This window comes from Bradyrhizobium sp. BWC-3-1, assembly GCF_032917965.1.
Lineage (GTDB): Bacteria > Pseudomonadota > Alphaproteobacteria > Rhizobiales > Xanthobacteraceae > Bradyrhizobium > Bradyrhizobium canariense_D.
Map to the genome: position 1 here is coordinate 884,001 of NZ_CP136625.1, position 15,782 is coordinate 899,782.

At 63.9% G+C, this 15,782-nt stretch carries 16 protein-coding genes, 1 tRNA gene and 2 pseudogenes; 11 read left to right on the top strand and 8 right to left on the bottom strand.

The annotated features are described in order from the left end of the window. Positions 1 to 66: 66 nt before the first annotated feature. Positions 67 to 1,524: an aldehyde dehydrogenase family protein gene (locus RX329_RS04290; protein ID WP_085361103.1), complete on the top strand. Its 1,458-nt coding sequence runs from the start codon at positions 67 to 69 to the stop codon at positions 1,522 to 1,524. A 146-nt stretch (positions 1,525 to 1,670) separates the two neighbouring features. Here RX329_RS04290 and RX329_RS04295 read toward each other — a convergent pair whose 3' ends face one another. Further along, the gene (locus RX329_RS04295) at positions 1,671 to 2,543 is read right to left on the bottom strand and encodes a LysR family transcriptional regulator (protein ID WP_026232483.1); all 873 of its coding nucleotides are present in this window, start codon (positions 2,541 to 2,543) and stop codon (positions 1,671 to 1,673) included. A 74-nt stretch (positions 2,544 to 2,617) separates the two neighbouring features. Between RX329_RS04295 and RX329_RS04300 the strand changes: the two genes are divergently transcribed. The 5 genes and pseudogenes from RX329_RS04300 to RX329_RS04320 all read left to right on the top strand — a co-directional run bounded on the left by RX329_RS04300 (position 2,618) and on the right by RX329_RS04320 (position 7,701). Further along, positions 2,618 to 3,685, top strand: a complete 1,068-nt coding sequence (locus RX329_RS04300) for a four-carbon acid sugar kinase family protein (protein ID WP_085350770.1) — start codon at positions 2,618 to 2,620, stop codon at positions 3,683 to 3,685. Beyond that, positions 3,682 to 4,686 carry a 4-hydroxythreonine-4-phosphate dehydrogenase PdxA gene (gene pdxA / locus RX329_RS04305; protein WP_026232485.1) on the top strand — a complete coding sequence of 335 codons (1,005 nt, stop codon included), beginning with the start codon at positions 3,682 to 3,684 and terminating at the stop codon, positions 4,684 to 4,686. The genes RX329_RS04300 and pdxA overlap by 4 nt, the downstream gene beginning before the upstream one ends. Further along, on the top strand, positions 4,686 to 5,720 hold the full coding sequence (locus RX329_RS04310; protein WP_085350769.1) for a cupin domain-containing protein: 1,035 nt from the start codon (positions 4,686 to 4,688) through the stop codon (positions 5,718 to 5,720). The genes pdxA and RX329_RS04310 overlap by 1 nt, the downstream gene beginning before the upstream one ends. Further along, a pseudogene (locus RX329_RS04315) lies at positions 5,689 to 6,033 on the top strand (cupin domain-containing protein); the annotation flags it as partial. The gene RX329_RS04310 and the pseudogene RX329_RS04315, both read left to right, overlap by 32 nt. 345 nt (positions 6,034 to 6,378) lie before the next feature. After that, complete coding sequence (locus RX329_RS04320) at positions 6,379 to 7,701, top strand: NAD(P)/FAD-dependent oxidoreductase (protein WP_085350768.1); 1,323 nt, start codon at positions 6,379 to 6,381, stop codon at positions 7,699 to 7,701. Between the two features lie 101 nt (positions 7,702 to 7,802). Here RX329_RS04320 and RX329_RS04325 read toward each other — a convergent pair. Further along, positions 7,803 to 7,887, bottom strand: a tRNA-Leu gene (locus RX329_RS04325). A gap of 154 nt (positions 7,888 to 8,041) precedes the next feature. On the opposite strand from RX329_RS04325, the gene RX329_RS04330 reads away from it, so the two are divergent. After that, a complete protein-coding gene (locus tag RX329_RS04330; protein WP_018453208.1) occupies positions 8,042 to 8,581 on the top strand; it encodes a disulfide bond formation protein B in 540 nt (179 codons plus the stop codon). A gap of 3 nt (positions 8,582 to 8,584) precedes the next feature. On the opposite strand, the gene RX329_RS04335 is transcribed toward RX329_RS04330, so the two are convergent. Both RX329_RS04335 and RX329_RS04340 read right to left on the bottom strand, forming a co-directional pair. After that, positions 8,585 to 9,670 (bottom strand): AbrB family transcriptional regulator, encoded by a 1,086-nt coding sequence (locus RX329_RS04335; protein ID WP_085361102.1) that lies wholly within the window; start codon positions 9,668 to 9,670, stop codon positions 8,585 to 8,587. A gap of 97 nt (positions 9,671 to 9,767) precedes the next feature. Next, complete coding sequence (locus RX329_RS04340; protein ID WP_018453210.1) at positions 9,768 to 10,052, bottom strand: PsiF family protein; 285 nt, start codon at positions 10,050 to 10,052, stop codon at positions 9,768 to 9,770. Positions 10,053 to 10,254: 202 nt separating this feature from the next. Between RX329_RS04340 and RX329_RS04345 the strand changes: the two genes are divergently transcribed. Continuing rightward, entirely contained in the window at positions 10,255 to 10,743 is a 489-nt protein-coding gene (locus RX329_RS04345) for a hypothetical protein (protein ID WP_317245513.1), read from the top strand. A gap of 47 nt (positions 10,744 to 10,790) precedes the next feature. On the opposite strand, the gene RX329_RS04350 is transcribed toward RX329_RS04345, so the two are convergent. Next, positions 10,791 to 11,339, bottom strand: coding sequence for a TetR/AcrR family transcriptional regulator (locus RX329_RS04350; protein WP_085361100.1), 549 nt, complete (start codon positions 11,337 to 11,339; stop codon positions 10,791 to 10,793). A 109-nt stretch (positions 11,340 to 11,448) separates the two neighbouring features. Here RX329_RS04350 and RX329_RS04355 point away from each other — a divergent pair, with 109 nt between their 5' ends. The 3 genes from RX329_RS04355 (at position 11,449) to RX329_RS04365 (ending at position 13,115) form a co-directional block, all read left to right on the top strand. Further along, on the top strand, positions 11,449 to 11,877 hold the full coding sequence (locus RX329_RS04355) for an acyl-CoA thioesterase (protein ID WP_018453213.1): 429 nt from the start codon (positions 11,449 to 11,451) through the stop codon (positions 11,875 to 11,877). 3 nt (positions 11,878 to 11,880) lie between these two features. Next, on the top strand, positions 11,881 to 12,357 hold the full coding sequence (locus RX329_RS04360; RefSeq protein ID WP_085361099.1) for a PaaI family thioesterase: 477 nt from the start codon (positions 11,881 to 11,883) through the stop codon (positions 12,355 to 12,357). Positions 12,358 to 12,455: 98 nt separating this feature from the next. Further along, on the top strand, positions 12,456 to 13,115 hold the full coding sequence (locus tag RX329_RS04365; protein WP_085385482.1) for a DsbA family protein: 660 nt from the start codon (positions 12,456 to 12,458) through the stop codon (positions 13,113 to 13,115). A gap of 77 nt (positions 13,116 to 13,192) precedes the next feature. Here the strand turns inward: RX329_RS04365 and RX329_RS04370 are convergent, their stop codons facing one another. From RX329_RS04370 to RX329_RS04380, 3 genes and pseudogenes are all read right to left on the bottom strand, one after another. After that, complete coding sequence (locus RX329_RS04370; RefSeq protein ID WP_085361097.1) at positions 13,193 to 13,399, bottom strand: hypothetical protein; 207 nt, start codon at positions 13,397 to 13,399, stop codon at positions 13,193 to 13,195. Positions 13,400 to 13,481: 82 nt separating this feature from the next. Next, a pseudogene (locus RX329_RS04375) lies at positions 13,482 to 14,554 on the bottom strand (phospholipase). A 28-nt stretch (positions 14,555 to 14,582) separates the two neighbouring features. Further along, the gene (locus RX329_RS04380; protein WP_085361095.1) at positions 14,583 to 15,554 is read right to left on the bottom strand and encodes a S1C family serine protease; all 972 of its coding nucleotides are present in this window, start codon (positions 15,552 to 15,554) and stop codon (positions 14,583 to 14,585) included. Between the last annotated feature and the right edge of the window lie 228 nt (positions 15,555 to 15,782).

A 15,782-nucleotide genomic window follows, 5' to 3' on the forward strand; every position in this document is an offset into this window, starting at 1 on the left:
GCGGCGATTTGCGCATGCCCAGCTTCCGCTGGTCGGCGTCTATTACCGGATCAAGGATCGCTTCCAATGACCTCGGCCGTTCGACACCTGACGGAAGCCGGCTTCCTCGGCAAATTTTACATCGACGGAGAATGGCGGAAGCCGACAGGGTTGGCGACGGCGATCGTCGTCAATCCGGCGATCGAGCAGCCGGTCGCAGAAATCGCGCTCGGCGATGACGAGGATGTAGACTGCGCGGTCGTAGCCGCGAGAAAAGCCTTTACCGGCTGGTCCCGTAAGCCGGCTGCCGAGCGGGCGGCGCTGCTCGACCGGGTTCACGGTTTGCTTCTCGATAGGCTGGAGCTGTTTGCGCAGGCCATCACGTGCGAGATGGGGGCCGCCATCACTTACGCGCGCCGCGCCCAGGTGCCGCTCGCTGCCGAACATATCCGCGTCGCGCGTGACAATCTCGCGACCTATCCGTTCATCGCCACGCGCGGCAGCACCGCGATTATGCGCGAGGCAATCGGCGTCTGTGGTCTTATCACCCCCTGGAATTGGCCCCTCTACCAGATTACGGCCAAGGTCGCTCCGGCGCTGGCAGCTGGCTGCACGGTGGTGTTGAAGCCGAGCGAACTTTCGCCGCTGAGTGCCCTGTTGTTCGCCAAGGTGATGGACGATGCCGGCTGTCCGCCCGGCGTCTTCAACCTCGTCAACGGGACAGGTCCAGTCGTGGGGACCGGTCTGGCGTCGCATCCGCAAGTCGACATGATCTCGATCACCGGCTCGACGCGGGCAGGCGTTCTCGTCGCGCAAGCAGCGGCGCCCACCGTCAAGCGCGTCGCACAGGAGCTCGGCGGCAAGTCACCGAACATCATCTTGCCGGATGCGGATTTGAGCCGGGCTGTTCCGCTCGGTGTCGCCGCCGCCTTCCGCAATCTCGGCCAATCCTGCAGCGCACCGACGCGTATGCTTGTGTCCCGCTCACAGATGGCAAAGGTCGAGATCCTGGCGGCGGCGGCCGCTTCTGAATTGGTGGTCGGCGATCCGCTTGCGGAAAGCACGACCCATGGTCCGATCGCCAACCCGCCGCAGTTCGAGCGTATCCAGGCCATGATCGGCATCGGCCTGGAGGAAGGCGCCAAGCTTGTCATTGGCGGGCCGGGGCGGCCCAACGACCTTCAGGTCGGCTTCTATGCGCGGCCGACCATCTTCTCGAACGTCAATCGCGACATGAGAATTGCGCAGGAGGAGATCTTCGGCCCGGTGCTGTCGATCATTCCCTACGATACGGTCGACGGGGCGGTCGAGATTGCCAACGACACGGTCTACGGCCTCGGCGCGCATGTGCAGGGCACGGATATTGAAACGATGCAGGCGGTCGCCGGGCAGATCCGGTCTGGTCAGGTTCATCTCAACTATCCCGACTGGGACCCGAACGCACCTTTTGGCGGATACAAGCGTTCCGGAAACGGCAGGGAATACGGCCGCGAGGGCATGGAAGAATATCTCGAGACCAAGGCCGTTCTCGGATTCTATCGATGAAATTCATCTCGGAAAGCGAATCGGCTTCCGCTGACGCGAAAGTGTTTCCGGCGGTGATCGCACACGCGTCGAATCGCAGAACACCTTCTCAAGTCGGGTTCAACGCCTGATAGCGCCGAGCCCTTGAGGAGCGCGAAGTTGAATCATTAGATCAGATTGCACTGTTCCTGCAGCCATGAAGCAAGATAGTTCGCTTTCCCAGACAGTTCAGTTTCTCCCGCCCAGATGAGGCCATAGTGGCTTTCGTCCGGATCGAAACCGGCAGGCGCGATGAGCCGCCCTCTATCTACGTCGTCCGTTGCAAGGACCCGCGGGCTGAGGGCAACGCCCAATCCCGCCAATGCTGCTTCGACGATGAGGAAGTGGTGATCGTAGAAGCGTATCTCCGCGGGGCGCCGCACCGACGGGTGGGTGGAAAGCCATCGCGACCAAGCGTCCGCCCGAGTCTTCGAACCTAGGGCGATGTAGTTTCCTGAGGCAAACACCGCTGCGAGCTGAGGGCTCATGACCGGTCCTACCCTTTCAGGAAAAAGGCGCCGGACGTGCCACGCCTCTGGGAGCGCAAAGTCGAGCCGACGTATAGCCAGATCGATCCGATCGCGGCGAAACTCGACGGGGCCGCCGGCGACTGACAGATGTAGAGCGATGTCGGGATGGACGGCCTGAAAGCTTGCAAGCCGTGGAATAAGCCAGCGCATAGCGACTGAAGGCTCGCATGAGAGAACGAGGGAGTTCTGCTGTGCGTTGGCAGCACGCAAGCTCTCAACGGTTGTCGCCAGCTCGGTGAAGAAACGGCCGAGTGTGAGGTTGAGCACTTCTCCAGAGGCAGTGAGACTCAAGCCACGTCCGCTTTTTTCGAAGAGTTTGAAGCCAAGGTCTTCCGACAGTTTGGTGATACGGCGACTCACAGCCCCATGGGTCAAGGCAAGGCTGTTCGCGGCAAGCCGAACCGACCCCAGCCGCGCAGCGGTCTCGAACGCACGCAAGTCGTCCAATGAAGGTATTTCTGATCGCCTCATTGGTGATCTCATATCACCAATGTAGCGCAAAAAATATCGCTTTTTATGTTGAATTTGCTTAGCATAATTGATCCATGCGAACCAATGGCGAATACACAATCGGTATCCTAGCCGACGACCTGACCAGCGCCGCCGATGGGGCCGGTCCGTTCGTCGAGCGCGGTTTGCGAGCCGTTGTCGGCCGACGCCGGCTGCCGCACCAGGAGGCCACGATTGTCGCCGTTGATAGCGGATCTAGATCAGTGCCGGTTTCGCAAGCGGCGCGGCGGCAGTCAGAACTTGCCGAGCAACTCGCTTCGCGGGTTGTCCTCTACAAGACCGTCGACTCGACTCTTCGCGGGCACGTGACGGCCGAGATGGAAGCGGCCTTCACCGTAAGCGGCCGCAAGATGCTGGTCTTTGCACCTGCGTTCCCTGGCGCTGGGCGTACAACCGTCGACGGCGTTCAGCTTGTGGACGGCATTCCTGTAACGGAGACCGAATACGGTCGCGACCCCGTCCATCCGGCGCGACATTCTCGGCTGGCTGAGCTCGTTCCGGCCTCCATCGGAAGCGTCGTCATCCTTGATGCTGCGACACAGGCCGATCTCGACAAACAAGTTGCGGCCCTGCCGGATCCGGAGTCGATCCTATGGGTGGGCTCTCCGGGCATGGCCCTTGCCCTGGCGAAGCGTCTTGCGCCGCTTGCGGTTGCGTCGGACGTGACCGCCGCGGTTAGTGGCGACATTCTTGTTGCGATCGGCAGCGCCAATCCGCGCAACCATCGTCAGGCCGACTGCATCGCAATGGAGCCTGGAATCGCTCTGCTGCAGGCTCCGATCGAACGGATGAATGATCCCGGATCCGTCCTGCGCGACATTGCTCAAAATGCGGCTCGACGGCTGGCCGACGAGCGTTTCGATATGGTGATCGCCACAGGCGGGGACACCATGGAGGCGATTCTGGACGGCCTGGACATTTATGAGTTCGAGATCCTGCAAGAGCTCGAGCCAGGCTTTCCGCTTGGCCGCACGTCCCTCGGAGATGGACGAGAGCTGCTGATCGCCATGAAGGCAGGCGGCTTTGGCGACGACGATACGCTGCGTCGTGCGATCACGCGGCTCCGCCTTGGCACCTCGGTATCAGAACTGGTTGTATCATGACCCAATCCGCTCCCCTCGCCGTCACAATGGGCGATGCCTCCGGCATCGGCCCGGAGATCGTGGCGAAGACATTGGCCAAAGCCGGCGAAGGCACGGTCGTATTCGGCAGCTACGTCGTGATGGAGAATATCGTCCATCGTCTGGGTCTCGAGCTGACGGTCAGGCGTATCGCCCGACCTGAAGAGGCGCGCTCTGAGCCGCGGTCCATCGAAGTTGTCGAGGCGACGCAAATCATCGCGCCGCCTCCGCTCGGGAGCGTCAGCGCCATGTCCGGCCAAGCTTCCTTCGATGCCATCGTCGCCGCCGTCGCGGCAGCCAAGGCCGGCAAGGTCAGCGGCATCGTCACCGCACCGATCAACAAGGAAGCGATGGCAAGCGCGGGCATTCGCTATCCCGGGCACACCGAAATCCTCGCCGACTATGGTGGTGCGGAGCGCGTTGCGATGATGCTGGCCAACGATGATATCCGCACGGTTCTCGTCACCATCCACATGTCGCTGCGCAAAGCCATCGACCAAGCGGATTTCGATGCCCAGATGTCGGCGATCCGGCTCGCAAATGAGGGCGGCAAGGCCCTCGGGATCGCGGCGCCGCGCATTGCAGTGGCAGGGCTCAACCCCCATGCCGGCGAAGGTGGTCTCTTCGGCGACGAAGAAATCCAGATCATCCGGCCTGCGATCGAAGCGGCCCGCGCCGAGGGCATCGACGCCAGTGGCCCCTGGCCCGGGGACACTGTCTACATGCAGGCCCGCAAGGGCCGCTTCGATGTGGTCGTGGCCCAATATCACGATCAGGGCCTGATTCCGGTGAAATATCTCGGCCTCGAAAAGGGTGTGAACATCACGCTCGGCCTGCCGTTCGTCCGTACAAGCCCTGATCACGGCACGGCATTCGACATTGCGGGCCGAGGCATCGCCGACACCGGCAGTCTCGAGACCGCGCTGGCTTACGCGCGAAGGCTCGTCGCCGCGCAAATTAAGACCAAAGAGGGGGTAGTCTAATGGGCCTTCGCTTTATCTTCATGCTCACGCGCAACGATCGCACCGTCGGGGACGCCTCTGAACAACTCAAGACCGCCCTGAGGCTTGGCGTTCGCCACATCGGTTTCAAGGACATCGGCCTGCCGATTGATCGACTCAAAGTTCTCAACCGGGTCATCAAGGCAGACGGCGCCACCTCCTATCTCGAAGTCGTCTCACTCGACCGGCAAAGTGAGATCGTTTCGGCGAAAGCGGCGGTTGAAATCGGCGTCGACGTCTTGCTCGGCGGCACACATGTTGACGACGTGTTGCCGATCCTTGCTGGCACCGGCATTCAATACTGCCCCTTCCCGGGTCGCATCACCGGTCATCCGAGCGTGCTCGAAGGGAGCATCGAGGAGATCGTTGAGAGCGCCCAGGCGCTCGCCGTGCGGGAGGGCGTGTATGGCCTCGACCTGCTCGCCTATCGCTCCAAGGAAGACGTCCCGGCCCTCATCAAGGCGGTGTGCGCGGCGGTGCCCAAGCCCGTCTACGTGGCCGGCTCGATTGATACGCCTGAGCGGATCGCCATCCTGAAGGACGCAGGAGCCGCCGGCTTCACTATCGGCACGGCCGCGTTGGACGGCAAGTATCCGGCCGACGACAAGGACGTCGCTCGCCAGCTTGGGGCCATCATCCGTGACGTGGCCGCTCTGAACCGGCATCTCTCGCCGCTCCACAAGAAGAACCTGGCCAGCTCGTTCGGGCAGCTCAAGGAGACTTGGTCTCCGAAGATCGCGGGTCAGATTAACGACATGCAGATCAAGCTCGCCAAGTTCGCGGGCGAGTTCGCCTGGCGCTTTCACAGGAGCGGTGACGAACTCTTCCTGGTGCACAAAGGCCGCCTGCTGATGAAGTTTCGTGATCGGGACGAGATCATCGAGCAAGGCGAGTTCATCGTGGTCCCGCATGGGGTAGAGCATTGCCCTGTCGCGCTGGACGACGTCTGCGAGGTCGTGCTGCTCGAACCCGGCACATCCATGGATGCCGGCACCGCTCACGACCTCGAAGGCTAGACCGTCTGCCTGCGATCGGAGCAAACGCTTGACGCCGTCGACCGGCCTTCGCCGGTCCGGCCTCGATGACCTCAGGAGCTGGGAGCAGGACTCCTCCCGCGCCGACTCGGTGAAGACCGGAGTCTGGGAAGCCACGCCTGGCAAGAACCGCTCGATCAAGGGCGAGACCTTCGAGTACTGCCACATCCTTTCCGGCGTGGTGGAGCTGACCGAGGAAGGCAAGGAGCCTCGCATTTTCCGCGCCGGCGACAGCTTTGTGATGAAACCCGGCTATGTCGGCGTCTGGAAGACGATCGAGACAGTGCGGAAGATGACTTCGGGCGCCGAAATGGGCTTTGCCGCCGCGCTGGTACCTGATCGACGCTCGTGGTTCAGGACATCACTCGTCCCGGTGTCGCCGAGCCAATCGCGACGGTCTGGGTCCATTTTGCTGGGGCATCGAAAAGCGGTCCAGTCTCCGTGGACAAGCAGGTCGCGCCGCCGTTGCGCCGAACTGGGACGATCGCGCTTGAGCAGCTCGTATCGCTCAAGCGCTCAAAAACCCGAACATCTTGCGAAGTCCTAGATGATTTCAGCACATTCTATCGGGCGCCTGATGCGATGAAGGGTTGATCGGAATTTTGCTTCCGCGTTCTTGGCAGCCGAGGTTCGTTGGAACATGTCGCCCCATGTCGAGCGCATTCACAGCGATGAGCGTCTCCCGGCCGAGGCCGATGTCGTTATAGTCGGCGGCGGTATCCTCGGCGCTACGGCCGCCTATTACCTGGCGAAGCGCGGCCTCTCTGTGGCGCTCCTCGAGAAGGGTCACGTCGCCTGTGAACAATCGAGCCGAAACTGGGGTTGGTGCCGGCAGCAGAACCGCGATCGCCGCGAACTGCCACTCTCGGTGATCTCTATGCGGCTGTGGGACGAGCTCACGCGCGATATCAATCGGGACCTCGGATTTCGGCGCTGCGGACTCGTCTATGCGACCCACGACGAGGCTGTGCTCGCCGGCTGGGAAAGGTGGCGCGAGGTCGCCAGGGAGTACGACGTCGACACCCGCGTGCTGAGCCGGGCGGAGGTGGCCGAGCGCGTCCCCGAAGCGCGCGACAAATGGGTCGGCGGGACCTATTCGGCTCGGGACGGCAAGGCCGAACCTGCGCTCGCCGCGCCGGCTATCGCCGAAGGGGCCAGAATTCTGGGCGCCACGATCCACCAGGGATGCGCCGCGCGGGCGCTCGACTTGGCCAATGGCAAGATTGCAGGCGTGCACACGGAGAAGGGCTATATCAGAACCAGCGCGGTGCTTTGCGCCGCCGGCGCCTGGTCCTCGCGCTTCCTTCGGCCGCTCGGGATCAGTTTTCCCCAAGCGAGCATCCGTCAGACCGCGCTGCGTTCCACCCCGACAACCAACATAGGCGAGGCGGTCTCCACACCCTACTGCACGATCACGCGTCGACTGGACGGCAGCTATACGCTTGCGATCAGCGGCAAGGCGAACCTCGAAATCACGCCCCAGGCTATCCGGTACAGCCGGGAATTCATGCCGCAGTTCTTGCGTCGCCTGAAGAACGTCAGGATTGGCGTCGGCCAATCGTTCGTTTCGGGGCCGGATTCAATGACGGCGCTGCTGACCAACGACGATCGGATCTTCGAACAGAATCGCGTGCTGGATCCTCCGCCCTTGAAATGGCTGGTGAGCCAAGTGGTGGCGAGTGTCCGGAAAACCTTCCCCCAACTCGGCGAAATAAAGATCGGTAGCGCTTGGGGCGGTTTCGTCGATTGCACGCCGGATGCAGTGCCTGTCGTGTCGAAGGTGGACCGGGTGGAAGGCCTCGTCCTCGCAGCGGGCTGCTCGGGTCACGGCTTCGGTTTGGGCCCGGGCCTCGGCTATCTGGCCGCACAGCTTCTCGTCAACGACACTCCTTGCGTCGATCCCGCACCGTTCCGGCTGTCGCGTCTGACCGATGGCTCGAAGCTGGACATCTCGGCCATCTGAAGATCGAGCCGGAAGTCGGGCCTGACGCGTACCGAGCAACGCCAGGTTTGGAGTACTGCGGATGGTTGCGGACGATTTAGAACGGGCTTGAACAGCCTAGTTGGTGCCCCTGGCCGGAATCGAACCAGCACTCCTTGCGGAACTCGATTTTGAGTCGAGCGCGTCTACCAGTTCCGCCACAGGGGCCCTCGGTCGGCCCTAGGCGGGCGTCGCGAAGCCGGCGGACTATAGCCATGGACCAAGCGGGGTCAACCCGCGCCAAAGTGATCCGGGCCGTTCTCGACAGCCGCATGAGCCGGGGTTACAGCCTTGGAAAGCGACCCATCGAAAGGAGGCTGCCGTGACAACCCAGAGTGCCGCAATACCTGCGTTCAAACCGGCGGCCACGACCCCTGCGCTGGCCGCTTCGCTCGCGGTCGCGCTGACGGCAGCCGCGACCATCGCGGGCGCCTGGTTCTTCCAGCTGGTGCTCGGGATTGTGCCCTGTCCGCTCTGCCTGGAGCAGCGCTACGCCTATTACCTCGTGATCCCGCTCGGCCTGCTCATCGCACTCGCGGCGCGGGGCGGTGCGCCGAGACCGCTGCTGCTCGCGGGCCTGGCGATCCTTGCGCTCGCGAGCATCGCCAATGCCGGGCTCGGCACCTATCATTCCGGCGTCGAATGGGGCTTTTGGAAGGGACCGACCGACTGCTCCGGTCCCGTCGTCAATCTCGGCAGCGCCACCGACCTGCTGTCGCGGCTCGACACCGTGAAGGTGGTCCGCTGCGACGAGGTGCAGTGGCGCTTCCTCGGCCTCTCGCTTGCCGGCTACAACGTGCTGATCTCGCTCTTGATGGCTGCGATCGCCGCGTGGGGATTCGTTGCGACGGTGAAGCGCTGAGGCTCAATCATCCACATCGTCCTGCGTCCGGCCGAACAGGTGCACAATGCCCGGCGTCGCGATCGTCACGAAGACGAAGCGCGAGAGGTGATGTGCGCCGACGAAGATCGGATCGATGTGCAGCGTCAGGGCCAGCGCCAGCATGGCGTCCATCGCGCCCGGTGCGTAGGCGACCACGACGTCGGAGAATTTCACCTGCGTGGTGAGCGCCACGATGCCGACGAAGATCGCGGAAACGGCGATGGCGATGGCAAACGAGCCCAGTGCCGCGTTGATGTGGCCGGCGAGCGTCTTGATCCTCATCCGCGCGAAGCGGCTGCCGATCAGGGCGCCGATGCCGACCAGCGCCACGCCGCGTACCCAGTCCGGCAGGCCGCCCTCGACCCAACCGGCGCCATGCAGCACGCTTGAGCCGATCATCGCACCGAACATCCAGCTCGCCGGAAACCTGATCAGCCGCAGGAGGAGTGCCGCGGCCAGCGAGGCCGCGACCAGCTCGACGAGGTCGAGCGGCGAGGCGATCGTCGTCGTCAGCGATGGCGCGACGGAGGGCGCGACGCCGGCGAACGCCAGCACCATCGGCAGGGCCGCGGTGAGGATGATGACGCGCATGGTCTGCACCACCGCGATGCCCGGCAGGTCGGCGCCGCGCTCGACCGCCAAAATCGTGATCTGCGACATCGCGCCGGGGCTGCCGGCGAGGAAGGCCGAGGTGCGGTCCCAGCCGTGAATGCGCTGGAGATAATAACTGGAGCCGAAGGTCGAGCAGAAGGTCGCGAGCGCGAGCAGCCCGATGGTGAGCGGATAGGCACTGACCTGTTGAAGCAGGTGGCGAGAGACGACTGATCCTAACGAAATGCCGAGCAGCACCAGCACCGTCTGGGTCAGGATCGGCGGCAGCGTCAGCTGGCGACCGGCGATCGCGGCGATCCCTACCGCGATCATGGAGCCCGAGATCAATCCCCCCGGAAGGCCCGCGAGCAGAAACACGAGGCCCCCGGCGGTGCCAATGACGAGCGTTTCCACCGTGCTCAACATCTTGGCACGGCTCGGCCATTCGAACGGCAGGGAGGCGGTGATTTGCTTCACACCACCTTATCGCAAATCAACAAGAGGCGCACAATTGCGGCCACGTCATACCGCAATGCGCGCGCCTCTCGCCGAAGCCGCGAGCAGGGGGAAGGATTTACTTCTTCTCCGCAGCCGGCGCGGCCATGCCGGCCTTGGCGGTCTTGATGCATTCGGAGCGGAATTTCTTGCGCTCCTTGCCGTGCAGGCCCTTGGCGTCGGCCTGCTTGGAGCATTCGAGCGACTCGGCCGAGTGCTCCTTCGGTGCCTTCTTGTCCATGGGGGCGGCGGTTGTGGTTTTGGTGTCGGTCTTTGCTGCCGGCGCGGCGGTCTGCGCGAAGGCGGTGCCGGTGGCGAGCAGGGAGGCGAGAGCGACGACGGCGAGGCGAGATGTGAGGGTCATGGTGCTGCACTCTTCTTGCGGGAATTGCGAAGGGCGCGAAAGTCGGCTGGCGTTGCTGAACGCGACATGAATAATTGGAACGTGGAGGATCACTATATTTTGGCGGCAGCAGCCATCGCTTCCTTGTCGCGGGCGGGCGGCACGCTAGGATAGCAATCCTCGGTTCACTTCCCTCGGGGGAAGATCAAGGAGGAGACCAAGGATGACCATTCAATCAAAGTTGCTATGTGCAGTTGCGCTGTCGGGCTTTGCCGCGCTGGTGGCAAGTGCGCCGGCGCAGGCGCTGACCTCGCAGGAGTGCAGCGCGAAATACCAGGCCGCCAAGAAGGACGGGTCGCTCGGCACCACGAAGTGGAATGACTTCCGCAAGGCCCAGTGCGGCGCGGACGCGACGCCAGCGGCTGCGCCGACCGCGGCCGCTCCTGCTGCGCCCGCCGCTCCCGCCGAGCCGAAGCAGGCGAAGGAGGCCGCCCCGGCTGCTGCCCCGACCCTGCCGGCCGGCCCCGCGATCTATCCGAACGCGGTCGATCCGAAATACGCCAAGGAGACCCCCGGCAAGGGGCGCCTGCACACCTGCGTCGACCAGTACAACGCCAACAAGGCCACCAACGGCAATGGCGGCATGAAGTGGATCGAGAAGGGCGGCGGCTATTACAGCGAATGCAACAAGAAGCTGAAGGGCGCCGCCTGACGCTTCAAGACGACGCAGAGGCCGGAGCCAAGCTCCGGCCTCTTGCTTTAATCCAGGAGCTTCTCGGCCGATTTTGCCACGAGCTGCGATCGCTTGCGCGGGCCGCGCTCGACGAACAGCAGGCTCTGGCCGAAGATGAAGCAGTAGAACAGGAAGGCCTGCGCTTCGGCTGCATCGGTATCGAGGCCGGTCGCGCGATAGAGTTCGGCGACGTGCTTCAGCCGCGCGGCGTCCACGTTCGCCACCGCTGCCGCGGCGCCCTCGTCCGAGCGAGCCCATTGCCGGATCGCAAGCTCGATTGCCATCCCGTCCGGATTGAGCCGCTCCGAATAGAGCTGGATCACCGCCCGCAGCCGTTCACGGGGCTCTTGGCCATCGAGACTCGTTTGCTGCGCGATCGCCGTTGAGCGCCCCTCGCGCCAGCGTTCCAGCATGGCACCGAGCAGTGCGGCACGGTCGGCGAAGCGGCGGTAGAAGCCGCCCTTGGTGACGCCCAGATTCTTGGCGAGCACCTCGACCCGAACCCCCTCGACTCCCGATCGGGCGAGCTCGGTGAGCCCTGCCTCGACCCAGACATCGCCTTTGCCGTCACTCATGCAGGCAGCCTCGCCGATTCTTGATACGGTGCCGTATTGCTAACGCGGGAGGAGGTTGATACGCTACCGTATCGACAATCAAAGGCAGAAAAGGCCAGGGAGAATTGCGATGGAGCAGGAGGCGACCTATCGCGGCACGGTCTATCCATGGCAGTGCGATCACGTCGGCCATATGAACATCATGTGGTATGTCGGCAAATTCGACGAGGCCAACTGGAATCTGTTCGCCCGCCTCGGGCTGACGCCGAGCTATCTGCGCGGCTCCGGCCGCGGCATGGCCGCCGTGCAGCAGAACATCACCTATAAGCGCGAGCTGCGCGCCGGCGACATCGTCGAGATCCGCAGCCATCTGCTTGAGATCCGCGACAAATCGATCCGCTTCCGGCACGACATGACCAATGCCGAGACCGGCGAGATCGCCGCGTTCTGCGAGATCACGGGCGTGCACATGGACCGGAGCCAGCGCAAATCGGTGCCGTTCACGGATGCCATCCGCGAGGTGGCCTTGAGGCACCTCGCCGAGAAGGCGGAGGCCTGAGCCATGGCTGCATATGAGCCGAAGAACCCGGGCTATCGCGCGGCTGCCATCGCCATGTTCGACGGCCAGCCGGCGATGCACACGCTCGGTATCGTGATCGTCCGCCTTGCGCCGGGCGAGGCTGAATTAGCCATGCTGCATTCGCCGGCCCTCACACAGCAGAACGGCTTTGTCCACGCCGGCATCATTACCGCAGGCCTCGACAATGCCTGTGGTGTCGCCGCCTTCACCCTGATGCCGCGCGAGGCCGATATCCTCACCGTCGAGTTCAAGACTACGCTGCTCGCGCCGGCACGGGGCGAGCGTTTCGTCTTCAAGGCAGAGGTGGTCAAGCCCGGCCGCACGCTGACCTTTTGCGAGGCCAGGGCGTTTGCCGAGCACGAGGGCAAGGTCACGTTGATCGCCACGATGACCGGCACGCTGATGGCAATGCTGCCCCGCGTTGCCGCTTCCCAAGCGCCGGCCCCGATACCGGCATAGCGTGGCGATGACATCGGCGCCGCGACACTCTATATGACCTGTAACAATTCCCAGTCTCGGACCGTATCCACGGAAATGGGACCGAAATGGAACGAGATATGGCTGGATTCAGGAATAAGAGCCTTGTGCCGACGCGGCGCGCGGCGCTGACGCTGATTGGAGCGGGCGCCCTTGTCGCCGGTGGGATCACCGCGGCGCGGGCGGCAACCGACGAAGACGAGGTGCTGACCGAAGCCAAGGTGCTGCGCGATCCCGACGTTCCCGTGGCCGGCAATCCCGACGGGAATATCAGCATCATCGAATGGTCCGACTATAACTGCCCCTATTGCCGCAAGCTCGAGCCCGAGTTGCGTCAGGTCATCCAGGACGACGGCAAGGTCCGGCTGGTGATGAAGGACTGGCCGATTCTCGGTCCGGTTTCGGTCACGGCGGCGCGGACCGCGCTGGCGGCGAAATTCCAGGACAGGTACCACCAGGCCCATGACGCCATGATGGGCGTCAGCTCGCGCCTGACGGAGCCGCGCATCAACGAACTGCTCGCGGCGGCCGGCGTCGACATGGATCGGTTGAAGCGCGATCTCGCCGATCACGCCAAGGACATCGACGCGGTGCTCAAGCGCAACAACGAGCAGGCCGAAGCCTTCGGTTTCCGCGGCACGCCGTCCTTCATCGTCGGCAAATACCGCGTGCCCGGCGTGCTCAGCATGAACGAGTTCGAGCAGGTCATCGCCGACGCCCGCAAGGCCAAGATGAACTGAGCCGAGCGATATTCACCGCGCAATACGAAGGCGCCGCCGCGGACCCGCGACGGCGCCTCATTCACGATACCACGTCGTTACTTGGAGGAGATGCGGACCCAGTCCTTGTGCGCGCGATCGCGCAGCGCGTCCCAATCGGCTTTGGCGACATCCCAGTTTACGATGGTGCGATTGGTCGTCGCGACCTCGCCATGAGCAACCGACGACGTCTGCATGGAGTCATAGACATACACGCCGCAGCCGAGCAGCAGCGCGCCCAAAACCATTCCAAGAAACATCCGCATGGCGAAACCTCCGATGACGGGCGATAACGTCGGCCCGGATCGATTGTTCCGCGGCAGTAGGGCGCAGGTAAGGAGAGGTTGTTCATTCTCCATTCAGCCACTGCACCAGCTCCGCGTTGATCTCGCGAGGATAGGTGTGGCTGAGGTCGTCGATCTCGCGATAGGTGACGTCGGCGCCGGCGGCGGCGAGGGCCGCCTGCGTCTGCCGCGCGGTCTGCACCGGAAACATCCAGTCGAGCTTGCCGTGCGCGATGAAGATCGGCAGGCGCTGCAGACGCGCAGCGTCAGCCATTTCGACCATCAGCGGATGGAAGGTCGCCGACACCGGCGCGAGATGCGTGAAGGGCGAGGCGCCGTCGAGGCCGGTGACGTAGCAGAAGGTGCCGCCGTCGCTCATGCCGGTGAGCAGCATGCGCGAGGCGTCGATGGTCCAGCGGCTGCGCACGGTTTCGAGAATGCGCATGAGGTTGGGCGTGTCGGAATCGTCACCCATCAGCGTCCAGGTTGGGCCGGTCGCGGTCGGCGCCACCAGGATCGCACCAAGACTGCGGGCATCGCGCAGCCAGCTCCACAGGAAACCGCGGCCGTTGCCGCTGCCGCCGTGCAATGCCATCACCAGCGGCATGGCGCGATCGGGCGTATAATATTCGGGCACGTAGACCGAAAAGCCACCGCGGCTGCCGGGCTCGTTGTGATCGTGGATGATGCCGGTGTGCGCGTCCGCGCCGGCTTCGAGCCGCGACAACAGGTCGGCATTCTCGCGATTCGCGGCGTTGAGGAAGAAACTGCTGACCGGCGGAAACCGCACGGCCAGCGGATAGAGTGCCTCCTGCGCGCGCGGCACATGACGTAGTGCGCGGAAGACCGCGACGAGGTCGCCATTGCCACGTTCGACCTCGCGCAGGCCGGCAAAGGCGGCGAGCGTCTCGTCGCAGGCACGATCGAGCCGCTCGCGCAGTCCGGTGAACTCCTCCGGCCATTCTCGGATTGCCGCGCGCGCCGTTTGCAACGCCTCGTCTCGGGAGCGCCAATCGCATTCATCACGGAGCCGAAGGCCGGCGGGTGCAGGTTGCGCTGAAAAAAGGCGAGCGCCTCCAGCGCATTGAGCAGCGGCGGCAGCACGGCCACGATATCGTCAACGACGGCCTCGCTCATCGTCGCTTCCTTGCGTCAGTTCTGATCGTCAGTGCAGCTTCGGCGCCTTCAAGAGCTTGTAGCGATCGGTCGAGGTCACCGTGACGTCGAAGGTGACGCCTTCATGATGTACCGTCAGCGGCACGTCGACGCCGGCAGCGCCGAGGCCCCACAGCTTCTTGTAGAAGCCGGTTTGGCTCGTGACCTTCTCGCCGTCGACCGCGAGGATGACGTCGCCGGTCTTGAGCTCGGCACGGGCGGCGGGACCATTGGCGGAGATCCCGATCACAACCACGCGGTTGTCGATCTCGGTCGAAAACAGTCCGAGCCACGGCCGTGCCGGCTTGTTGACGCGGCCGAATTTGCGCAGATCGTCCAGGATCGGTTTCAACAGGTCGATCGGCACGATCATGTTGACGTGCTCGGCCTTGGCCTCGCGCTCGCGTTCGAGCTGCAGTGAGCCGATGCCGATCAGCTCGCCGCCCTCGTTGAGGAGCGCCGTGCCGCCCCAATTCGGGTGCGCGGGATGGGTGAAGATGGCCTCGTCCAGCAGATATTCCCAGTAGCCGGCGAATTCCTGCTTGGCCACGATCTGGCTCGCGACCGAACGCGTGCGTCCGCCGGCGCCGCCGACCACGACGCGGTCGCCGAGCCGGGTCTCGGCCGAGATCCCGAGCGGCAAGGGGGCGACATCGAGCTGGCCGAGCGCCTGCACCAGGCCAAAGCCGGTGACGGCATCGAAGCCGAGCACATGTCCTTCCACCACGCGCCCGTCTCCGACATGCAGCCACACGGACTCTGCTTCGGTGATGAGGTAGCCGATGGTGAGTACCAGCCCGTCGTCGATCACGACGCCGTTGCCGGCGCGTTCGGTCCCCAGTGTCTCGGCGCTGAAGGCGTCCGGCGGGATGATGGCATGCAGGCCGACGACGGAGGCGAGCGCGCGGTCGAGATCGAAACCGTAATCGCTCGCACGCGGCTGATTGGCCGGTGGCACTCTCCATTCGGTCAGGGCGGGCATGGAGTTCTCCTGGCTGAGAGCATCGCTCCGCCGATTAGCGGAACGACGCGCGAAGCACGGATAATTTAGGCCGGAGGAGGCCGTCTTGAAAGCCTCGTTCCCCAACTATTCCCGAGGCACCGGATGAAATCTTTGAAAGGCGCGGGAAGGCTTGATGCACGGTCGGTCGAGCGGGCCTCCGGCATTGGCCGCATGGCTGCTGTCCGGCGAGGTGCTAGGCGCGGTACA

Coding starts and splice junctions, on each gene's coding strand:
- RX329_RS04290 (WP_085361103.1), top strand. CDS start 67: ATGACCTCGGCCGTTCGACACCTGACGGAAGCCGGCTTCCTCGGCAAA.
- RX329_RS04295 (WP_026232483.1), bottom strand. CDS start 2,543: ATGAGGCGATCAGAAATACCTTCATTGGACGACTTGCGTGCGTTCGAG.
- RX329_RS04300 (WP_085350770.1), top strand. CDS start 2,618: ATGCGAACCAATGGCGAATACACAATCGGTATCCTAGCCGACGACCTG.
- pdxA (WP_026232485.1), top strand. CDS start 3,682: ATGACCCAATCCGCTCCCCTCGCCGTCACAATGGGCGATGCCTCCGGC.
- RX329_RS04310 (WP_085350769.1), top strand. CDS start 4,686: ATGGGCCTTCGCTTTATCTTCATGCTCACGCGCAACGATCGCACCGTC.
- RX329_RS04320 (WP_085350768.1), top strand. CDS start 6,379: ATGTCGCCCCATGTCGAGCGCATTCACAGCGATGAGCGTCTCCCGGCC.
- RX329_RS04340 (WP_018453210.1), bottom strand. CDS start 10,052: ATGACCCTCACATCTCGCCTCGCCGTCGTCGCTCTCGCCTCCCTGCTC.
- RX329_RS04345 (WP_317245513.1), top strand. CDS start 10,255: ATGACCATTCAATCAAAGTTGCTATGTGCAGTTGCGCTGTCGGGCTTT.
- RX329_RS04350 (WP_085361100.1), bottom strand. CDS start 11,339: ATGAGTGACGGCAAAGGCGATGTCTGGGTCGAGGCAGGGCTCACCGAG.
- RX329_RS04355 (WP_018453213.1), top strand. CDS start 11,449: ATGGAGCAGGAGGCGACCTATCGCGGCACGGTCTATCCATGGCAGTGC.
- RX329_RS04360 (WP_085361099.1), top strand. CDS start 11,881: ATGGCTGCATATGAGCCGAAGAACCCGGGCTATCGCGCGGCTGCCATC.
- RX329_RS04365 (WP_085385482.1), top strand. CDS start 12,456: ATGGCTGGATTCAGGAATAAGAGCCTTGTGCCGACGCGGCGCGCGGCG.
- RX329_RS04370 (WP_085361097.1), bottom strand. CDS start 13,399: ATGCGGATGTTTCTTGGAATGGTTTTGGGCGCGCTGCTGCTCGGCTGC.
- RX329_RS04380 (WP_085361095.1), bottom strand. CDS start 15,554: ATGCCCGCCCTGACCGAATGGAGAGTGCCACCGGCCAATCAGCCGCGT.